A 22,026-nucleotide genomic window follows, 5' to 3' on the forward strand; every position below is an offset into this window, starting at 1 on the left:
TGGATATGAGTGAAACTGGAATCATCTACCATCCAGCTTCCTGAGCAAAGAGGAGGGGATACGCGCACGAAGTGAACTTATATTTGAAGAACGAATGACAACGAAGCTTATTGTAAGCGTTTACTACAACGGGGCTAGATGCGTACTAAGTTCTTTCAATCATAAGAAAGCGGGTGAAGCACGGAAGATGAAGAGGAATAAACTTGGAAATAAAATATTTATGGTGTTATTGTCGTGGATCTTCATTTGTTCATCAATACTTCCATCTACAACATTTGGGGGGCAACAGGCCAGTGCAGCTTCAGGCCCAATAACCTTGCAATATGATTTTGGAACAGCAACAAGTCCTGTTATGAGTGGTTATACAGGCGTGCATGAATCTGAATTATATACGAATGAGCTAGGGTATGGTTTAGATCAGGCGGTTGCTTCGAGGAATCGCTCGGGTGGAGACGATATGACCAACGATTTTGTATTGGGACTGTCCTATTCTTTTTTGGTGGATCTTCCTAATGGGGATTACGATGTGACTGTATACTCAGGAGATTTACTAGCGGGTACAAGTACAACCAAAACTACGATTACTTTGGAAGGTAGCACGGCTGGGTCGATAAGCAGCAAGCAAGCTGTAAATCAAGCTACCTACCGGACGACTGTTCAAGATGGTCAACTGACCGTCGGCATTACGGGTACAGGGGTTGGCGGATATTTAAATGGACTAATTATTCAGCAGATTGTACCAGGTCCATTGAAAGCCCCTGAGGGATTAGTGGTTCATAATATCACTCCCACTGAGGTATCTCTAGGGTGGAGCAGCGTGACCGAAGCAGTCTATTACAATATTTATCGAACGGTTCTTCCTAGTGGAAGCCTTCAAGCCATAGGTCAAGCTGCTGCTAACAGCTACGTGGATTCAGATGTAAATGAAGGCAGTGGTTACATTTACAATGTGTCAGCAGTAAATGGAAAGGGTGAGGAGTCTGCTTTGAGCGCATCTGTGACCGTAGACAAAATTCCGGGGGTAGAGGTTCCCGCAGCACCAACCGGTCTTTCAATTGTCAGTGTCGGTGTAAGTTCTGTTCAACTGAATTGGAACAGTGTGGCTGGAGCTAGCCGCTATACGATCTTAAGGTCTGATTCAGCAGATGGAACATTCCATGAGATTGGTCAGTCAGAGAAGACGACATTTACGGATGCCTCAGCGGACACCTCAAAACAGCAATATTATGTGGTGAAGGCAGCCAATGACCAAGGCGAATCAGAGCTATCTAACAAGGTGGAAAGCGCCGTGTATACGCCTCCTGGAACTTTGCCAGAAGGGGATGTTTATTCCTTTGATTTTGGTCCGGGTGCTGTGGCTGAAGGTTATCTTAAGGTAGATGCAGGGGTATCTTATTCCTCTGAGGTTAAATATGGATTTACAGATATATCGAGAGTAACTGGGGTAGACCGAGGAACCTCAGATCCTTTGCGATCAGATTTTGTGGTCCCTAAGGATGCAACTTTTAATGTAGATTTACCGAATGGCGATTATACAGTGTCACTTATCGCTGGTGACAGCGCCGGAGATACAGAGATTGGCATCAAAGTCGAATCCATTCAAAAAGTTCAACAGACGAGCAAAACAGCAGGCCAGTATTTGGAAATGAGCTTTGACATTGCTTTGGTGGATGGACAAATGAACTTGGTGTTCTCTGGCACTAAGCCAAATATCAATGCACTGGTGATTACTAAGCAGCCAGACCGTCCTGCTAATGAATTGCCAACGGTTTATATTGCGGGTGATTCAACCGTGCAGACTTATGATCCTTATTGGATACCACAAGCAGGCTGGGGACAAATGATTCCTGATTTCTTTAGTGAGGAAGTAACGTTTAAGAATCACGCTATCGGAGGCCGCAGTTCTAAGTCATTTATTGTCGAGGGAAGGCTGGATGAAGTGCTGCGTAAGATCCAACCGGGTGATTATTTCCTGATCCAGTTTGGTCATAATGACGCAACGATTAGCGTTCCAGACCGATATGCTTCTCCAGCCGATTACAAAGTTTATTTAAAAACATATGTCAATGGAGCTAGGCAAAGAGGAGCAACTCCGATTCTGGTGACCCCCATGGGGCGCAGAGATTATAATGCTGCGAGCGAAAAATTCAATGTGAGCTTTCCAGAATATGTGCAGGCTATGAAAGAGGTAGCAAGTGAACTTGATGTTGATTTGGTCGATCTTAGCGCACTCAGTGTAGCTTTTTACAATTCTATCGGTTTTGCAGCTACACGCTCTGTATTCCTTCACCTCGATGCAGGGATATATGGTGCTTTCCCAAATGGCTCGACAGACGATACTCACTTTCAAGAGTACGGAGCCATTCAAATGGCCCGTCTGCTGGCCAAAGGAATAGGGGAATTAAATATTCCACTCTCCAGCTTTGTGCAGGACATCAAACAGCCGGAAACGGTGCCTGTGAAGCCTGAAGGTCTTGTAGCTGGGAGTATCAGTAATGCAGGTGCAGTACTGAAATGGAATAAAGTAGAAGGTACAGATATCTATAAAATCTATCGTAAGCTAGCGGCAGAAGCCGAATCTGCTTATACATTAGCGGGAACTTCAACTGTCCCTTCATTGACATTAAGCGGGTTGGTTGAAGGTCAAAGCTACTCGGTAAGAGTGACTGCAGTGAACGGGCTAGGAGAGTCTGAGCCTTCAGATGAAGTGAAGCTGACTACGAAATCCGCTCAGTATCGTTATGATTTTGGACCTGTTGGTTCACCCGTTGCTGCGGGTTATACGGAAGTGAATGTGAATGTCCTGTATACCCCAGAACGTGGATATGGTTTGACCTCGAGTGCAGGGATGATTGATCGGGATCGGGGAAATGCGACGGACGATCTGCGCAGAGATTTTGTGATTTATTTTGGAGGATCGTATGAATTCAAAGTTGATTTACCCAATGGTTATTACTCTGTTAAGACCTATACAGGAGATTGGATTGGATCTGCCAAGACGAATGTAGCCATTGAAGGCAAAGATTACGGAACAGTCTCCTCAGGTAAGGAAAATATTGCTGAGAAGCTGTATAACCAGATTGCTGTCAAAGACGGGCAGATGAATCTTGTCTTTAGTGGCACAACCGCTCATCTCAATGGGCTGGAGATCACACCGTTATTATTAGCCCCAACGAATCTGAAACTGGGTAGCCTGGATTTAAACAGTGAGCCTATCACTGCTAATCTTTCTTGGGATAGTATGGAGGGTGCGCTGAAATACCGTGTATATCGTCAGGCTACGGTTGCGAATAGTGCAGAGCTGCTGGGCGAGACAACAGAGCCGCTCTACACAGATACCACTGCGGATATTGGTATGGAATATATCTATACGGTAACTTCGGTCGACAGCACGGGACTGGAATCTGTAGGCTCCAATGCGCTAAAAGTGTCTATGATTGACCCCTCCGTAGCAAAAGCAGCCGTACCTAGTGGTCTAGCTGTACAATCTACGAACAAAAATGATGTGACCTTTACTTGGAATGAGGTACCGGATGCACGGATGTTCAACATTTATCGTGCGAAATCCGCAGACAGTGAGTTCATCCTGATCGGCAAATCATTCGAAGCTTCGTACACAGACACGACCGTTCTGACTACCATTCCTTACTATTACAAAGTAGCCTCGGTAAATGCAGGCGGCATCTCTGATCTATCCGCTACGTTGGAAACCTCAGCGGTGACAACTTTATACCGGAAGATGGAGGCGCTGGATCGTGCGCCTGTAGCGGTTAAGACAGATGAGGGTGTTTATATCAGCTGGCGGATGTTAGGTCTGGATCCGGAAACGATAGGATTCAATCTGTATCGTGGCGATAAGAAACTTAATGATTCGTTGATTACTCAAAACACGAACTATCTCGATACTAAAGGCACGGAGGATGCCAAATATAGAATCACATCAGTAATCAATGGAGTCGAGAAATCTGCTTCGGAACCATTCAGCGTATGGCAGAAGCAATATCTATCGATCCCTTTGCAAAAGCCAGCAGATGATTACACCAAGGATGGTCAACCGTATACGTATAGTGCGGGAGATGCAAGTGTAGGTGATTTGGACGGTGATGGTGTATATGAAATCATCATGTTGTGGTCACCTTCGAACAGCAAGGATAACTCTCAAGCTGGGTATACTGGACTTGTCTATATGGACGCTTATAAATTAGATGGAACTCGCTTATGGCGGATTAATTTAGGGCCTAATATTCGTGCCGGCGCACACTATTCTCCATTCCTGGTATATGATCTGGATAGTGATGGACGTGCCGAAATTATGATCAAGACGGCAGATGGCACAGTGGACGGTCAAGGAAAAGTCATCGGCAATGCCAGTGCAGACTATCGTAACAGTTCGGGTTATGTGCTGCTGGGCAATGAATATTTAACGGTGTTCGAAGGGGCAACAGGCCGGGCATTGGATACCGTTGATTATGATCCGCCACGTGGAGATGTTGGCGCTTGGGGGGATACCTATGGTAACCGTGTAGACCGCTTTTTGGCAGCTGTAGCTTATTTAGACGGCGAGCAGCCAAGCGTTATTTTTAGCCGCGGTTATTATACTAGAACCGTACTTGCAGCTTACAATTATCGCGAGGGCAAGCTCGAGAAAGTATGGCGTTTCGATTCTAATGATGAAGGATATGGAGACTATGTTGGTCAAGGAAACCACAATCTTTCTGTAGGCGATGTGGACGGCGACGGCAAGGACGAAATAACCTTCGGCGCGATGGCAATCGACGATGACGGATTGCCGCTGTATAATACAAAGCTTGGCCATGGTGATGCAATTCATTTCGGGGACCTTGATCCTACCAGACCCGGGCTGGAAGTCTTTGATGTTCATGAGCATACCGATTCGAAGTATGGGATTGAAATGCGTGATGCAGCTACAGGAGAAATATTATGGGGTGTATTCACGGGGATTGATACTGGACGGGGAATGTCAGCAGATATTGATCCGCGATATGCTGGCGAAGAGGTATGGGCTGCAACGATCACCAACGAGGAGCATATACCTGTTACGGGCCTATACAGTGCGCAAGGGGAACTAATTACTAAAAAACTGCCTTCCTCCACGAATTTTGGTATTTGGTGGGATGGTGATCTTTTACGTGAATTACTGGATGCGAATCGAGTGGATAAGTGGGACTATACCAACCAGACAACGGTTAACTTATTGACGGATGTAGGTGCTTCTTCAAATAATGGCACCAAGGCGAATCCAAGCTTGCAGGCAGATCTGTTCGGGGATTGGCGTGAAGAAGTGATCTGGCGGGCAACGGACAGTTCTGAACTACGGATCTACACAACAACGGATATGACAGATTATCGTATTCGCACATTGATGCATGATCCGATCTACCGCCTGGCAGTAGCTTGGCAAAATGTAGGCTATAATCAACCTCCGCACCCTGGATTCTTTCTTGGTGAAGGGATGGAACAACCAGCGGCTCCAAAAATTCAATATGTAGGCTCACCGGGAGAAACTGAAGATACTACACCACCTACGATTTCTGGTTTACCTTCTGCTCAAATGAGTGAAACGGATGTATTGAAGGTGCAGGTCGTAGCGGAAGATCCAGAGTCTGGCATTCGCAGTCTGGATATTACCTTTGATGGTAAACCTGTCGTTTATGGAGATGAGATTCCACTCACAGGGCTTGCGGGAGCGCATACGTTCATCGCAACAGCCATTAATAACGCTGGACTTTCGACGACAGAACAAGTGATTGTGTTCGTAAGTGGACCTCAGAAGGCTACAGGTGTTCCGGGGCAATGGGTTCTATCCAATAATAATGGGCAGGATACAGGACTTTTGGACGGGGATTACCAAATCACAATGAATATGTGGTGGGGCAATAATGGTACGGTCTACAAGCTATATGAGAACGGTGCCTTAATCGACACGCAAACCTTACGTGATGATTCCCCAGCTGCACAGACTGCAGTGACTAATATTACCGGAAAAGAAAACGGAACCTACACCTATACGGCTGAGCTGACCAATTCTTTTGGCACAACGGTGTCTGCTGCTCATGTGGTTATCGTGAAGGATGCTGCACCAGCTAAGCCGGTGTTGTCCAATGACAACTGGGATGGTGATGGAGAGTATAAAGTGACTATGAATTTATGGTGGGGGATGAACGGCAAAGAGTATCGCTTGTATGAGAACGGAATACTGATCGATACTCAGACTTTAACAGCGGGCACCCCAAACGCACAAACGGCTTCTACTTCTATCACTAACCGTTCTCCAGGCGTCTATGAATACCGGGCTGAGCTGTTGAATGATCAAGGGGTAAATGAGAGTGCGATCATGAAAGTTACGGTAAAATAACTGAATATTTGTTAAAAAAGCGCCTAAGTCGGTAATATCCGGCTAGGCGCTTTTTTTAGATTATCTAAGATTTAAAGGATTCTGCAAGACTAATTCTCCTAACAGCCTCATATGAATCTAAACAACGAATGATAGGGGGGATTGTAAATATGGATTTGACGCATATGATCTCAAAGCTTGTGGTAGTTATACATGTTATAGCATCCATAGTGGGAATTGGACCAGCTTTTGTGCTGCCAATACTGACAAGCTCAGCCAAGACAGGTAGTCAGCTTCGTTTTGTATTTGGTCTTATGAAGAAAATAAACAGATTCCCTAAGACAGGTGGGATCACCCTGATCGTTACAGGTATTTTGTTAATGATCATAGATAAAATGGGCTTGTCGGTGTTGTGGTTAAATCTGTCGTTATTATTTTTTATCGTGATCGAAGTGATTATTATTGGAATGGTTGAGCCCCGATTGAAAAAGCTAACCCAGCTCGTAATGACCAGCGAAGGGGAAGAAATTCCTGATGGTTATACTACCGCTATGAACAAGATCGCTCCGCTAGAAGCGGCGGTTCATGTACTTACTATCGTCATTATTATATTAATGGTAGTAAAGCCGGTATAAGATCATAACGCCTATTCTCAATGATCTCTTCATAATCGCGGATGAGTCCATCAAAAATATTCTCCCAAGAGCGGCCGAGTGCCAGCTGTCGACCTTCATGCCCCATAGCAGCTAGCTTTTGAGGGTGCTCTACATATGCACAAATCTCACGAATAAAAGCATCCGGGCAGCGGGGCTCGACAATCATTCCTGTGCGGCCGGGTGTGACCAGATCCTTCACCCCACCTTCATTTACTGCGAGGACAGGCAGTCCTGAGGCCATAGCCTCTAAGACAACATTACCGAAGGTTTCTGTACTGGAAGGGAAGATGAACAGATCTGCGGAGGCATATAATTGGGCAAGCTCGTCACCATGTTTATAGCCTGTAAACGTGACATTATGCGGCGCCTGTGCCCGCATTTCCGGCAGAAGGGGACCGTCTCCAACGACCAGCCAATGAACCTGAGATTGCGTAGATTCGGGCAATTGCTGCATGGCGAGAGCAAGCGTCTGTATATCTTTTTCAGGGGCGATTCTTCCCACATATAGAAGCAGTAACGGTGCGGTAATTCCGTAGCGCTCACGGACCTCATGGCTGCGTTTTTTGGGGGTATACTGCTGGCAGTCGATGCCTCTGGACCATAGCTTCAGGCGATGAAAGCCTTGAGCTTGGAGGGAATCGAGGGTTTCGTAGGATGGTGCAAAGGTGGCATCACAGGAGCGGTGAAACCACTTCATGTATTTCCAATAGAGCGGAGCGATTTTTTTCATCCGGTAATATTCAAGATAGCGGTCAAAATGGGTATGATAGGAGGCGACATGGGGCAGATCATGTTTGCGCGCATAACGAAGGCCGCAGAGACCGATATTGAACGGAGTTGCCATATGAAGCAGATCGGGACGAAAAGCTTTCAGCTCTGATTGGATAGAGGACATATTGGGCAGTGCGAGTCTACATTCAGGGTATAAGAAAAAGGGGATGCTGGTAATGGGACGTATGGGATCGGCATAACTGTCTTCAGGAGCAGATTTTGGTGAGAAAAGCAGATGTTCAATACCGCGCTCTTTCAAATGGGTGGTTAATCGTTGAAGCGTACGTGAAACTCCGTTGGTTTGCGGAAGAAATGTGTCCGTGAATAAAGCAAGACGCATGGAACCCCTCCCAGGTACTCTTGATGCCCTGATCATAACAGGCGATTATTTGATGGAGGTCAAACGGATGTTAAACAGAATATAAAAATCCACTGCACCAGGTAAGATAAAGAGGTGTGCAGTGGATTTATTAGTTTTAATGGGATGAAGCCCTACAAGGATTCGTATATCTGTTGCAAAAAGGTAATGCTTTCTCCTAAATGTGACTCAGGAGTGCTTTCCAGGATTCCTTGAATATGAGGACGTTCATATTTCATATAACGAAGGATCGGCTCAAACTCTAGCCACCCTTGACCTACAGGGACTATTTTTATGGCTCCTTCTTGGACGATAAAGTCTTTTAAATGAATGACAGCAATTCGATTTCCTAGAAGCTTCAAAGCCTCCGTAATAATAGCTTCTTGATGCAAGTAATTTGTAGGCGACATTAGATTTGCGCAATCCAATATGACCTGAAGATTGTTAGAAGGGACTTCATCCAGAAGTCGGCGGGTTAAGGGCGCGGTGTACAGCGGATGATGAAGTCCTGCTTCGATTCCTACCGTCACACCAAAACGTTCGGCCTCCGCCACCATGGCCTTAACTGATCCCACCACCTCTTGGAAGGCTTCTTCTGTAAAATTATCTATGGTATACCCAAGTCCCACACTTCCGGTTTCCGTACCTACCAGACTAGCGCCGAAATCTCTGGCCAAGCGCAGATGGGTATTAAACGCGGCTAACGCTTGCGCCCGTTTGTGAGGATCGGTGTCTACAATATTTACATAGCAGCCCAGAACCGCAATCTGAATACCTGTTTGTCTAAAGGCATTGCCATAATAGCTGGCTGTTCCAGGGCTTATAGCCGTCAGGCTAGGGGCACTATCAGGAAAAGATTTCTTAAGTGCGAACTGGATATGAGTGAAATGATAGGACTTAATCTTCTCAATTAACTCTTGCAATGGAACTTGTGTGAAATCATGTGCTCGAACACCTAGTTGAAGGGGAATGCTCATATGATCGATCGCTCCTATTAGTATTGTTGTTTGTGAGGTGCTAATTTGTCCCAGTCAAAGGTAACACCAGTGCCCGTTACTTCTGGCGCAACTGCCATCCCATTGTCTTTATTAATCACTAGCGGACGTGTAGTGTATTGATCGATAGGGAAGCTATGCATTTCGAGATAACCTGCATTTGGCATAGCTGCTAACAAACTAACGTGCAATTCCTGCATTCCATGTGTGGAAATGGAAAGGTTATAGGCTTGTGTTAAGTGAGCTACCTTTAACCAGCCCGTAATTCCGCCTATATTGGAAGCATCAGGTTGAGGAAAATCAACATGACCATATTGCAGCATGTGATGGAATTCGGTTAATGTGCGCAAGTTCTCTCCGCCTGCAACGGCCATTCCTGTTTCTTCAGCAATCCGTGCATAGCCGGCATAATCCTCCGGAATCGTTGGTTCTTCTAGGAAGAGAATGTCGTATTTCAAAAATTCACGTGCGGCTTTTATCGCTTTTTCCACACTCCAGCTCATATTGGCATCGACCATAAAGGCTACATCCGGGCCGACCAATTGGCGTACCGCAGCCACTCGTTCCACATCTTCAGCTAATGTTTTTTGGCCTAGTTTAATTTTGACCGCCTGGAGGCCCATATCTAAGTATTTTTGATTGTTGCGCAGGAGCTTTTCTAATGGGAAGTTTAAATCAATCGCTCCACCATAACATTTGACCTCATTGCTTGCGCCACCCAGAAGTTTGTAGAGAGGTTCATCTGCTTTCTTTGCACGTAAATCCCATAACGCAATGTCACATGCCGCAATGGCGAAGCTAGCCAAGCCCCCGCGAGCAACATAATGTATTCCCCAGTTCATCTGCTCCCAGATACTTTCCACACAGCTGGCGTCTTTGCCAACTAAGATATGTGTTAATTCATTAGCAATTAGTGAGCAGATCGCTTTGCCGCCAAATCCGCCAGTATAGGTATAACCTACACCTTCACGACCGTCATCCGTTCTAATTTTGACAATGGGAACTTCAAAATGAGTATGCAAGCCATGTTTAGCATCCTCCATGATTTCTGGCAAAGGGATACGATAGTACTCCGTAATAACTTCTTTAATTAGAGACATCTTGGATCACTCCTTATAAAAGTTGTTGTAAGTTTGATAGAGATGAGGCTGTATTTTGTTTAAGAGCTTGAACCACAAGTTTAGCAATTTCCCGGGCACCTTCATCTGAGAAATGAGTATCATCCGTAACCCCATTTGGGTAATTGGGATGTGTTTTCGCTGGCAAATGCATGAATAACTTCTTGGATTCCTCTTCGCCTAATGAACGATAGAGCGCTTGCGAGGCTGGGAAAATATCAAGTAGCGGAGTGTGCGTTTCTTCAGCCACTTGTCTCATTACCTCGGGATAAGCACCTACAGCAAACGGGTCCAGCTCTCCATCGGCGTTAAAGCGGCGGCGACTTACAGAGGTTAACAGAACCGGAGTCCCCCCTAGCTGCCTAGCAGCATCTATATATTGAATGAGATTATGGCGATATTCGGTTTCAGGATCGGTGTAACGTAATGGATCCTCTTTTTTCTCATCGTTATGTCCAAATTGAATAAACAGGTAGTCGCCGGGTTGGAAGTCTTTTCTGATAGCATCGAGGCGGCCGTCTGTTATGAACGATTTGGTGCTTCGACCATTAATTGCACGATTCTGGATTTGAATAGAAGTCCGAAAATAACTTTGCAGGTATTCTCCCCAGCCGGTCATAGGTTTTTCTCCAGCGCCTTTAATGGCCGCAGTGGAATCGCCTGCAATAAATAGTTGTTGTCTCATAAGGTCTTCTTCTCCTTTAACGTATTGGCGTTCCCTTAACCAATTCTCAGCAAGGGAAAGCCATTGCTGGCAATGAGGGTGTTCTTTTGCAAGCCCTAAACCATGCCGCCCTTCTTCAAAGATATGTAATTCAAAAGGAATTCCCTGATTAGACAGGGCAGAGGCGAACAACAGACTATTCTCCACGGGAACGCTGGCATCGTTCGCTGTTGTCCAGATAAAGGTTGGAGGTGTGAGTGAATCCACCTGGGCTTCTGAGGAAAAGGAGTCAAGCTCCGCTTGTGATGGGTCGTCTCCAAGAAAATGTAGCCGGCTTCCCTTGTGCGAATGGGGCTCTTGGAAAGTGATTACAGGGTAACCTAATAGAAGAAGGTTTGGTTTCTCTGCTCTAGTGGTAGAAAAGATAGAAGCTAAGTGTCCTCCTGCCGAGAATCCAATCATCCCTACTTTGTCTGAGATCACATTCCAAGCTTTGGGTGCTTCCCTAATCCATTTGAGAGCTTCCTCAACATCATTTAACAAAGAAGTGACGTTGAAATCTCCGACCTGATAATCTAGCACACCTGCATGAATACCTAGACTGTTTAGCCATTGAGCCACAGGTTCTCCTTCATGTTTGGCTAAGTGCTGATAACCTCCACCAGGTAATACCAATATAAAAGGACGGGGGTGATCCGTCTCGAGCGGATAGAGGGTGAGTAGTGAGGTTTCCTGAGAAATCGCATCTTGTTCTACACGGTTAGTATTTAGACGAAAGTTCAACATTGCGTTCAAATTCCTCCCTAAATGGTTATATGCACACGTTAACATATTTTCCGAAAAAAAGAGAGACTCTTTTTTTTTTTAGATTCGGCCTTGAACGATTTTTTTGTGATTTTTACATAGATTCGTCAAATGTTGGTTTGGATTTAGTGCCTGTATTGTTATCCCGGTACTGTCCAGGGGTCATCCCTTCCTGTTTACGGAAAGATCGAATGAAATTCTGAGAATTGTTGTATCTTAATTTGGCTGCAATATCTTTGATCGGCATATCGGTTTCCTGTAGCCATTTTTTTGCCATTTTAAATCGGTACATCGTTAAATATTCGCTGAAATAGTATTGGGTCTCCTTACGGAAGACACTGCTGATATAGTTGGCGTTGTAATGCAGCCGTGAAGCGCATTCTTCCAAGGTTAGATCCGTATCATATTCATGTTGGATCAGATCAATGATTTTCTCAGAGATGTTTTGGTATTGGGCATTTTGCCTGCTGATAAAAATTTTGATCATCGGGTAAATGACCATGCTCCAGAACCAATCCTCAATCTCAGCCACGGTATGAAGGTCATGTAATTCCTCAAAAATAGAGCCATTAGCATGATAGATCTGATTTAAGCTAATGCCCGATTCCTGCATCATAATGAGCAAGTTATTGAGTAAGCGGGTCAACGGGATTTGATATTCCTGTGGTGAAAGCTCTAGGGCAAAGATAGATTTAAAAAGCAAATGAATCAGTTCCTTGGCTTTATCCGTTTCAGCCAGCTTGATAGCATCCATTAGATCGTTTTCTTTATGCGTAGGGTAGTTCAAGTTCAGATAATGTTTGCCGGAGTTAATGTTCTCATATTGAATAATAACGCCTTTGCCAAGCTTAATGCGATGTTTCAGTGCTTCAAGACCTTCTCTGTAGGCGATGGCTAGTTTATCGAAGGCGTTGAAGGGCAGGCTCAGCCCAATACTCACCTGCACCTTTAGATAATTATTTATTTCTTGCTGCAGCTTCTCCGTTAACGAATACAGTGTCTTATGAAAAGACTGGGTATCGCGGTCTGGACTGCCCAATAATACGACTACCGCATGGTCCATGATCACTGGAGCCAGCCGTTGTTCAGGACAGATTAATTCTTCGATCATATTGTGGGCAGCGAACAATAAGAGGCTGAGATCTTTTTTCTCATAGCTGGAATCCTCGGCATAATCAATAGACAACGTAATTACTGCCATGGTTTTCCATTCTTCAAGCTGGGTTTGGTAGCCGAATTGCCCTAATTCTTCGAGCAAATCACGTTTCTTAACATTGCCGTGGAAGGCATTGATCAGAAAAAACGTACGAACCTGCTGAAAGTGTTGTCGGACTTCTTTTTCCAGCTGTGATTTGGATTGGAACAAAGAATGAACTTGTTCTCCTATAATCTGAAATTCATTGCGATGTCTCGATTTAATATCCGGTTTGCGTTGGCCCATCTGATTAAGCAGTCTTTCGATAGGGGTGTACATACGCCTGGTGCCGATCCAGGCCAGAAGAATGGAGAACAAGAGCATAATGGTACACACGATTATCGTAAACATACCGATTTTATTGGACTCCTTCGTCAAGCTTTCCATGGAAGTAACCGATAGATAAACCCAGCCATTTAACTGAGAACGCATGAAAGTGACGGAGTAATTCTTTTTGTTGATCACAGTCTTGAACTGTCCGGATTGTTTAGAAGGATCAGAGATTAAAGGGACTTCTTTAAATCCGCCTTGCTCTTTAGGTTTTCCGATTAAGCTGGTATCCGGATGGAGCAGGAAGCGGCCAGCTTGATCCAGAACGATAATGTCATCGAGTGGCTGCACATCTGAATTAATGAAATCCTGAAGACTGCAGACCGGAATATTAGCTAGGGCAAGCCCATATTTTTGCAGCTTATTGGTGGGAAGCTTTTTGATAAGACTGATGCTGTAATTGCAGCCAGTGACGTTAATGCTCTCCTCGCTATAAAATAAGGACGATGGGTTCAAAATCCATGAAGTATCGTCAGCTATATTCATTAGATTAGAGAGTTGCGCATGGTTTTTGTATTCATCCAGACGATAGACGCCTGAATTTTTGATCATCCAGTTCTGCTGCTGATTGAGCAGGATGACATCCTCAAGTTTCGTATCGAAGGATTGCATATTACGGATTTCGTTTCTTAAATCATTATATAAAATGAAATCGGTTTCACTTAAAGGGTTATTTAGTGCTTTTTTTAATACACTAGAGTTGATCACTTGGTTTAATGTTTGATTGACAGTTGTTAACTTATGTTCTACATTTGAGGTGATTTGTAATATAAGTTCCATTTTATTGTTGTTTACGTTCTTTTGGATCTCATTAGATGATGTGAAATAGGAAAAAGAACCGATGAATATCACCGGCAACGTGCTAATTACAAAGGCAAAAATCGTTAATTTACTTAAAAAGCTTAATGGTCTCACGGGACTCAGCACCTTTACTTATGTAGAAGTAGACACTTGTTCTTAGTGTATGAAACCTGGTGGAAAATAACAATAATCATCTCGTTCTGCAATAATCATTAACCCTAATTATGACTACAAAATGGAAAATCTTCAAGCTGTAGGGTGAAAATCCTTACAATACCTTAGGAGGCTGTAGAAATGTTTAGACAATTTATGTGTAGAAGGGCAACGTTTTGTTGCTGCTTATTTTTCATGCTTGTTTTCCCTATGTTAAGCGCTTGCAGTGATGGAAAGTCAGCTGGTTCTGTACTGCAAGAAGCTCGCCCGAGCATCTCCATCTTGGCACCCCTTCATTTTCCACAGCAGCCTTCAAAAAAGATTATAGCTGAGATCGAAAGATTAACAGGGGTGGAGCTTGATATCACGTGGGTGCCTGAGGGTGTTTATACCGATAAAATGAACACAGCTTTGACCACTAATTCCTTGAGAAAAGTCACCTTTGTGAAGTTCTCAGACTATAATCTGGTGAAAAACGCCATCCGTTCTGAAGCATTTTGGGAGATCGGCCCATATCTTCAGGAGTTCCCCAATCTTAAAGCACTGGACCCCGCTATTCTTAAGCAGACCGCTGTTGATGGTAAGATCTACGGCCTGTATACAGAACGCCCTTCCTCCAGACAGGGTGTCATAATACGTAAGGATTGGCTGGACAATCTTCATTTGAGCAATCCACAGACCTTAGATGACCTATATGAAGTAATGAGGCAATTTACATATAACGATCCGGATCAGAATGGCAAACAAGATACCCTTGGATTAGTCGATCGTAATGATCTTGTTTATGGTGTATTTAAGACACTAAGCTCTTATTTTGGCACACCAAATAATTGGAAGCTAGAGAATCATCAATTTGTTCCGGAATTCGTAACAGCGGAGTATATGAACACAATGAATTTTATGAAGAAATTATATGATGAAAAAATCATAAATCAGGACTTTGCTCTTACCAGTAAAGAGGTTCAACGTGATAAATTCATTAACGGTATCGCTGGTGTGTTTATTGGCAGCATGACTGATGTGCAGCGGTTGTCAATTGAAGCTCAAGCATACAATCCAAAGGCTGAACTTACGCTGATCAATCGTATCGAGGGGTCTGATGGATATAAAGTGTGGTCTATCCCCAATTACAACGGACTGTATCTCTTTTCCAAAAAGTCCATTGCCACAGAGGAGGAGCTTCGGCAGGTGCTTGGATTTTTTGATCGGACCATGGATAAAGATGTAGCCAATATAATGATGTATGGCTTTGAGGGGCGGCATTATAAGCTTGAAGGCGGCAAGATTATCCTTCCCGAGGAAACCTCACAACTGCGGGTACAGGAAGTGAATCCGCTATATGCTTTAATGATTGCGGACATTAGTAATAAAAACATTATGGAAGTGGCTCAGAAGGAGCAATTAACCTCTCTAGCAGATCAGCTGAGTAAAGATAATGAATCTTTTCTGGTCGATGACCCGACAGTTTCTCTGAGCTCATCTACTTTTGATGAGAAGAATATGGAGTTATCTACAATCATTGTGGATGCTACATATAACTATATATTAGGTAACATTACCGTCGAGGGATTCCAGCAAGAGGTTGAGAAATGGAGAGCTCGTGGAGGCAATCTTATTATTAAGGAATATGCTGAGGCTGAGTTTGGGACAGAAAAGTAAATAGGTTAAAAAGGTTTTGATCCACTGCGGATAATGCGGTGGATTTTTTTTGTGCTGCGATATCCCGATAATCATTTGCTCAGATCCCTTTCAGAACGCGCCGTTATGGGGAAATGATTGTTTTCGTAACCTTGCCGACGATGTAACGTGGAACTCGTAACCAATACAAATTATGGAGGTCAAAATGGTATGAAGAAGAAATCCTTCACCATGTTGTTAACAGCACTGTTAACATTCAGCACATTGTTAGCTGGATGCGGTGGTAACAACAATAACAAAGAAGAAGCAGCAGCCCCAACTACAAGTGCAGAGAACACTACGAAGGTGGAAGAGACTGAAGCACCTAAAGAGGAACCTACAGAAATCAAAATCATGCTTCCATTGAATACATCAGAGACTCCGCCTGATACGATTAAGAATGAACTTGAGAAATTGACCAACACGAAGCTGACTTATCAATTTTTTCCGGCTGATACTTATGAAGAAAAACTGAATTCATCTTTTGCAACGGGTTCATTGCCGCAAGTAACATATTTGAAGAATCAGACAACCTTCATTCAGATGAAAGAAGCGATAAAAGACGGACAATTCTGGGAAATCGGTCCACTATTAAGCGAATTTCCGAATTTGAGCAAATTGAAACCAGAAATTCTTAATAACACGAAAGTAGATGACAAGCTTTATACCCTATATATCGGGCGTCCACTTGCACGCCAAGGGATCATTTACCGCAAAGACTGGGCAGATAAATTAGGACTTGCTGCACCAGCTAATGTAGATGAATTATTTGAAATGGCTAAAGCCTTCACAGAACAAGATCCAGACGGTAATGGAAAGAAAGATACTACCGGTATTATTGACCGTAATGAGTTGACCTATGGAGCTTTCAAAACTGTTTCGTCTTGGTTCGGAACACCGAATACCTGGGGTGAGAAGGATGGCAAATTAGCGCCTGAATTTACCTTCGATGAATATTTCGACACAATGGATTTTTTCAAAAAAGCTCGTGATGGCGGATACATTAATCAAGATTTCGCTGCCACCAGTAAAACGGATGCAGTAAATATGTTTAAGGCTGGAAAGGGTGGACTCTATATTGGGGGCTCCATGCAAGATATTGATTCCCTCAATAAAGATACTATTAAGAATAACCCTGACGCTGTTTTGGATGCGCATAGTATGGTTGCAAGTCCAGATGGAAAATATGCTCAATGGATGATTCCAGGCTATAACAATGTTGTCTTGTTCCCGAAATCTGCTGTCAAGGATGAGGCAGAGCTGAAGAAGATTCTTGCTTTCTTTGATCAAATGATGACCCCAGAAGTAGCTAATTTGATGTATTGGGGAATTGAAGGTACTCACTATACCGTTGAAGATGGTAAAGCAAAAGCTACTGACGACAAAGAATTGATTGAACGTGAAGTAAAGGGATATAAGGACAGCGTTATCGGCGAAGCTGAAACCAATGGAATGTACGAGAACTATAACACGCTGCCAGGAAGAATTCATGCAGATCAATTGGTTCTTGAGAATGTCAAAGTTGGTGTAGCGGATCCAACAGCTGCTATGGATTCGGCTACCTATACAGAAAAAGGCGTAGAGCTTCAACAGATTATTACAGATGCAACCTATAAATATATTTATGGTCAGATTGACAAGGCTGGATTTGAGAAGGAAGTAGAGAACTGGAAGAGCCGTGGTGGAGATAAGATTATTGAAGAATACAACGCGTTATACAAAAAATAGTAACCCGTACTCGAATAGTTAAGCGACAAATTGTAGCTGAAAAGGTTGTTGATCTTGTTTCAACAACCTTTTCTATTCCTCACTGGGTTCAGAAATATCGTGTTTGAATAAAGAAGGAGAAAGGAAGAATATCATGCAGGAAGTCACCGCACAGCCCAGCTCAGCTCCTCAAATGAATCCTAAGCCTGAAATTTATAAAAGCAGCAGCGAACTGAAAAAGCGGCTGTGGAGAAATAAATGGCTCTACGTCATGCTAACTCCGGGAGTACTGTATTTTTTGATTTTTAAATATCTTCCAATGTACGGATTAATTATCTCATTTCAGGATTACAAACCCTATCAAGGGATCAACGGTAGTGACTGGGTAGGGATGAAGCATTTCAGCAGGTTGTTCACAGAGCCGGATTTCTTAAATATATTAGTGAACACACTTATTCTTTTCGGATTAAATATTCTTATCTATTTCCCGATGCCGATTATTCTTGCCCTGATGTTAAATGAACTTCAAGGCAGCTTTTTCAAAAGAACCTTTCAGACGATCTTCTATTTGCCCCATTTTCTGTCATTGGTTATCATCGTCTCCATTTCTTATGTAATGGTCACGATGGATGGAGGGATTATCAACGAGCTGCTTGTCTATTTTGGCTTTGAACCAATCAATTTCCTGCTTAATCCAGGGTGGTTCAGGCCCATGTATATTATTCAGGTGATTTGGAGAGAAGCAGGTTGGGGAACGATTATTTATCTAGCTTCCATAGCTGCGATTGACCCAGGGCTTTATGAAGCATCGCGTATGGACGGAGCTGGAAGACTTAGACAAGTCTGGCATATCACTCTTCCAGCGATTAGAGGTGTAATTATTACATTATTTATTCTGAAAATTGGTTCCGTTCTTGATCTTGGATTTGAACATGTATATCTGCTACTTAACTCCATGAATCGAGAAGTTGCGGAAATTATCGATACGTATGTATATACTGCTGGTTTGAGACAGGGGCAGTTTAGTTACAGTACAGCTATTGGATTCTTTAAATCGATTGTAGGCTTTGTAATGGTGATGATGGTGAATAAATTATCCAAGAAAATGGGAGAAGAAGGCGTTTATTGATATTTTGTGGGAGGAATCGAAATGGTAGAAGATAAAACAATCAGTGGTAGAATCTTTTCTGCTATAAACTTTACGCTGCTTGCGATCATTGCTTTAATTACTGTGCTTCCCCTTGTTCACGTTGTAGCAGGCTCTTTCACAACGAGTGCAGAACTAGCTTCTAGCAAATTTGTACTGATTCCAAAGGTATGGAGTCTGGAAGCGTACAAGTTCATCTTTTCGACGAATACAATATTTAAAGCCATGGGTGTTTCCATTGGTGTCACGGCAATTGGTTCTATTTTTAGTTTGTTTATAACTTCTTTGATGGCCTACGCTCTTACCAGAAAAGATCTGGATGGTCGTAAAGTGGTTAACTTCATGGTTGTGTTCACCATGCTTTTTCATGGTGGGATGATTCCAACGTTCCTCGTGGTGAAGGAATTAGGACTAATTGACACGTACGCCTCACTGATTCTACCGTCAGCGATTAGTGCCTTTAATATGATCATTTTGAGAAACTTTTTCCAAAATATACCTGAAGGTTTGGAGGAATCGGCCAAAATTGATGGTTGTAATGATTTTGGAATATTATTTCGGATTGTATTGCCACTATCCTTACCTGCGTTAGCGACTATCGGATTGTTCTATGCGGTAACGTATTGGAATACCTACATGAATGCGATTCTGTATTTGAATGATAGTGCGAAATGGCCAATACAGGTTCTGCTCAGACAAATTGTCGTCCTTGCCAGCGGTATGGATCACAGCGCTACACTGGATGCTGCTGTTCCACCGCCAGATCAATCAATTAAAATGGCTGTTATCGTTGTAGCTACCTTACCAATAGTTTGTGTGTATCCGTTCCTGCAAAAGCATTTTGCCAAAGGTGCCATGTTGGGTTCTATGAAGGGCTAGCAAGAAAGAGAGAGACTATACTTAGGGGAGGAGCTTCGAGATGACTGTACAGATACCTACAACGCCGATAGAGTGGGCAAAAAAAGCTTGCGATTCACTAATGGATACTTACAGGGCGGGAGAGCTTCCCCCCGCGCATCGATGGCACTATCATCAGGGTGTATTTCTGTGTGGCATGGAGCTTTTGTGGAATGCTTATCAAGAAGACCGTTATATCAACTATATTCAGGAATATGTAGATGATTTGGTGGATGAATACGGGAACTTTTATTTTGCACGTGATGAGCTGGATGCGGTTCAAGCAGGACAGCTACTATTCACTCTTTATGAACGGACAGGCAAACTAAAGTATCGTATTGCAGCAGAGAAGCTAAGGAATTTACTGCTCACACTAAATAAAACCTCTGAGGGCGGGTATTGGCACAAGGATAAGTACGCCAACCAAATGTGGTTGGATGGACTTTATATGGCAGGCGTATTCTCCTTGAAATATGCGAATGTCTACGATGAACCAAGCTTGCGTGAAACGGTCCTTCATCAGGAAATGTTAATGCGCAAGCATATGAAGGATGAGACAACGGGTTTGTTATACCATGCCTGGGATGAGAGCCGGCGGATGCCTTGGTCGAATCCGGAGACGGGTTGTTCACCGGAGTTCTGGAGCCGATCATTAGGATGGTATGGTCTCGCCTTATCGCAATTTCTGGATCTGTTACCTTCCCATGATTCAGCCCGGACAGAGCTTTCTACTACGCTGAGAGATTTTGTGGATGCACTTATTCGTTACCAAGATCAAAAAAGTGGACTTTGGTATCAAGTCGTAGATAAGGGGCATGAGCCAGATAATTGGCTGGAGACTTCAGGGTCATGTTTGTTCGTCTATACGATTGCCAAAGCCGTGAAGCATGGCGTTGTAAGTGATGTGACTATCGCTACAGCTGCCGCTAAAAAAGGATATGAAGGGTTAACCAAAGTAATCCAGTGGGATGAGCATAACCGATTAGTTCTGCCGGACATTTGTATCGGTACCTCAGCTGGAGATTACGAGAGTTACGTGACTCGGCCTAAGGTTAAAAATGATCTGCATGGTGTGGGCGCATTGGTGATGGCTTGTGTTGAAATACAGTCAATGCTTCAAGAGTGAATCGCTCCGTATCCTTACTAAACAATGACTTGATTCTCTGAGATTTCGGAGAATCAAGTCGTATTATTTTATGTGCAAAGAATCCTTAAATCGGCTGAACCTATTTTTAGTTTTTGAGCTCTTAAATTTATAAATATTTTGGGGGTTGGGATGAAGAAATCACAGTGGGCAATTCAAACGGCAGACTCTATTATGGCGCGGACACCGAAGCTTTATGAAGATAAAGGCTACAAAGGAAGCTGGACCTACGATTATGGCGTGGTATTGAACGGTTTTGAATGGCTTTGGAAGCAGACCGGTGATTCGAAGTATCTGCAGTTCATTCAAGATAATATGGACTACTTTATTCAGGAAGATGGCAGTGTCAAGGGCTACCACCTAGAGGAGTATAATATCGATCATATTAACAACGGAAAATTATTATTGACTCTATATAAAGAAACGAAGCAGGAAAAATACAAAAAAGCGGCTGCTTTACTTAGAAAGCAACTTGAGACCCATCCGCGAACCTCGGAAGGTGCTTTTTGGCATAAAAATATATATCCCTATCAGATTTGGTTAGATGGACTTTATATGGGCGCTCCTTTTTATTTAGCCTACTTGCTAGCTTTTGAAGAAGGGCGGGGACTTGAGGATGTAACCAAACAATTTATCTTGTGTGAGAAGCATACGAAAGATCCGGTAACAGGTCTGCTATATCATGCATGGGATGAACAGCGTATTCAACCTTGGTGCGACCCTGAAACAGGACTTTCGCCTAACTTTTGGGCCCGTTCACTTGGCTGGTATCTCATGGCTTTAGTTGATGTTCTGGGATTGCTGCCTAGTGAGCACTCAGATTATCCAGAGCTGGTACGAATACTAAATGATACCTTAACTGCGGTGAAGAAATATCAGGATAAGGAATCCGGGGTCTGGTATCAAGTGATGAATCTAGGGGAACGCAAAGGAAATTATCTTGAGGCCTCTGCTTCAAGTATGATCGTGTATGCCATGGCTAAAGGTATCCGATTAGGCGTGTTAAACGCTGGATGGTACGAAACATTAGATCTTGCTCAACAAGGACTTATCTCGGAGTTTGTACTAGAAACCAAAGAAGAATGGGTCAATTTAAATAAGAATTGCCAAGTAGCCGGATTAGGTGGAGTGGACCAACGTGACGGTACTTTCGCTTATTACATTAGCGAGCCTATTGTCACTAACGACCAAAAAGGTGTGGGTGCTTTCCTACAGGCTTGTGTGGAATATGAACAATTAAGAGGCTGGATCTGA

At 43.5% G+C, this 22,026-nt stretch carries 13 protein-coding genes; 8 read left to right on the forward strand and 5 right to left on the reverse strand.

The window, feature by feature from the left end; all coding sequences use genetic code 11:
* The first annotated feature begins 187 nt into the window (after positions 1-187).
* Positions 188-6,376: an SGNH/GDSL hydrolase family protein gene (locus NST58_RS10635; RefSeq protein WP_339247675.1), complete on the forward strand. Its 6,189-nt coding sequence runs from the start codon at positions 188-190 to the stop codon at positions 6,374-6,376.
* A gap of 149 nt (positions 6,377-6,525) precedes the next feature.
* Positions 6,526-6,990 (forward strand): DUF2269 family protein, encoded by a 465-nt coding sequence (locus NST58_RS10640; RefSeq protein ID WP_232061246.1) that lies wholly within the window; start codon positions 6,526-6,528, stop codon positions 6,988-6,990.
* On the opposite strand, the gene NST58_RS10645 is transcribed toward NST58_RS10640, so the two are convergent.
* The 5 genes from NST58_RS10645 to NST58_RS10665 all read right to left on the reverse strand — a co-directional run bounded on the left by NST58_RS10645 (position 6,962) and on the right by NST58_RS10665 (position 14,161).
* Entirely contained in the window at positions 6,962-8,122 is a 1,161-nt protein-coding gene (locus NST58_RS10645) for a glycosyltransferase family 1 protein (RefSeq protein WP_076304401.1), read from the reverse strand. The genes NST58_RS10640 and NST58_RS10645 overlap by 29 nt on opposite strands.
* A gap of 152 nt (positions 8,123-8,274) precedes the next feature.
* Entirely contained in the window at positions 8,275-9,117 is an 843-nt protein-coding gene (locus tag NST58_RS10650; RefSeq protein WP_339247677.1) for a sugar phosphate isomerase/epimerase, read from the reverse strand.
* 17 nt (positions 9,118-9,134) lie between these two features.
* Positions 9,135-10,235, reverse strand: a complete 1,101-nt coding sequence (locus NST58_RS10655) for a mandelate racemase/muconate lactonizing enzyme family protein (protein ID WP_339247680.1) — start codon at positions 10,233-10,235, stop codon at positions 9,135-9,137.
* 13 nt (positions 10,236-10,248) lie between these two features.
* Positions 10,249-11,703, reverse strand: coding sequence for a GDSL-type esterase/lipase family protein (locus NST58_RS10660; RefSeq protein WP_339247682.1), 1,455 nt, complete (start codon positions 11,701-11,703; stop codon positions 10,249-10,251).
* 112 nt (positions 11,704-11,815) lie between these two features.
* Positions 11,816-14,161, reverse strand: a complete 2,346-nt coding sequence (locus NST58_RS10665; RefSeq protein WP_339247684.1) for an AraC family transcriptional regulator — start codon at positions 14,159-14,161, stop codon at positions 11,816-11,818.
* Positions 14,162-14,341: 180 nt separating this feature from the next.
* Here NST58_RS10665 and NST58_RS10670 point away from each other — a divergent pair, with 180 nt between their 5' ends.
* The 6 genes from NST58_RS10670 to NST58_RS10695 all read left to right on the forward strand — a co-directional run bounded on the left by NST58_RS10670 (position 14,342) and on the right by NST58_RS10695 (position 22,026).
* Positions 14,342-15,859, forward strand: a complete 1,518-nt coding sequence (locus NST58_RS10670) for an extracellular solute-binding protein (RefSeq protein WP_339247686.1) — start codon at positions 14,342-14,344, stop codon at positions 15,857-15,859.
* Positions 15,860-16,048: 189 nt separating this feature from the next.
* Positions 16,049-17,605, forward strand: a complete 1,557-nt coding sequence (locus NST58_RS10675) for an extracellular solute-binding protein (RefSeq protein ID WP_076191234.1) — start codon at positions 16,049-16,051, stop codon at positions 17,603-17,605.
* A 133-nt stretch (positions 17,606-17,738) separates the two neighbouring features.
* On the forward strand, positions 17,739-18,713 hold the full coding sequence (locus tag NST58_RS10680) for a sugar ABC transporter permease (RefSeq protein WP_036679252.1): 975 nt from the start codon (positions 17,739-17,741) through the stop codon (positions 18,711-18,713).
* Positions 18,714-18,734: 21 nt separating this feature from the next.
* Positions 18,735-19,610 carry a carbohydrate ABC transporter permease gene (locus NST58_RS10685; RefSeq protein WP_036679255.1) on the forward strand — a complete coding sequence of 292 codons (876 nt, stop codon included), beginning with the start codon at positions 18,735-18,737 and terminating at the stop codon, positions 19,608-19,610.
* Positions 19,611-19,650: 40 nt separating this feature from the next.
* Entirely contained in the window at positions 19,651-20,754 is a 1,104-nt protein-coding gene (locus NST58_RS10690; protein WP_076124980.1) for a glycoside hydrolase family 88 protein, read from the forward strand.
* A 150-nt stretch (positions 20,755-20,904) separates the two neighbouring features.
* Positions 20,905-22,026: a glycoside hydrolase family 88 protein gene (locus tag NST58_RS10695; RefSeq protein ID WP_339247689.1), complete on the forward strand. Its 1,122-nt coding sequence runs from the start codon at positions 20,905-20,907 to the stop codon at positions 22,024-22,026.

Origin of the sequence: Paenibacillus sp. FSL R10-2796, from assembly GCF_037965315.1 — a bacterium.
Taxonomy (GTDB): Bacteria; Bacillota; Bacilli; order Paenibacillales; family Paenibacillaceae; genus Paenibacillus_AQ; species Paenibacillus_AQ odorifer.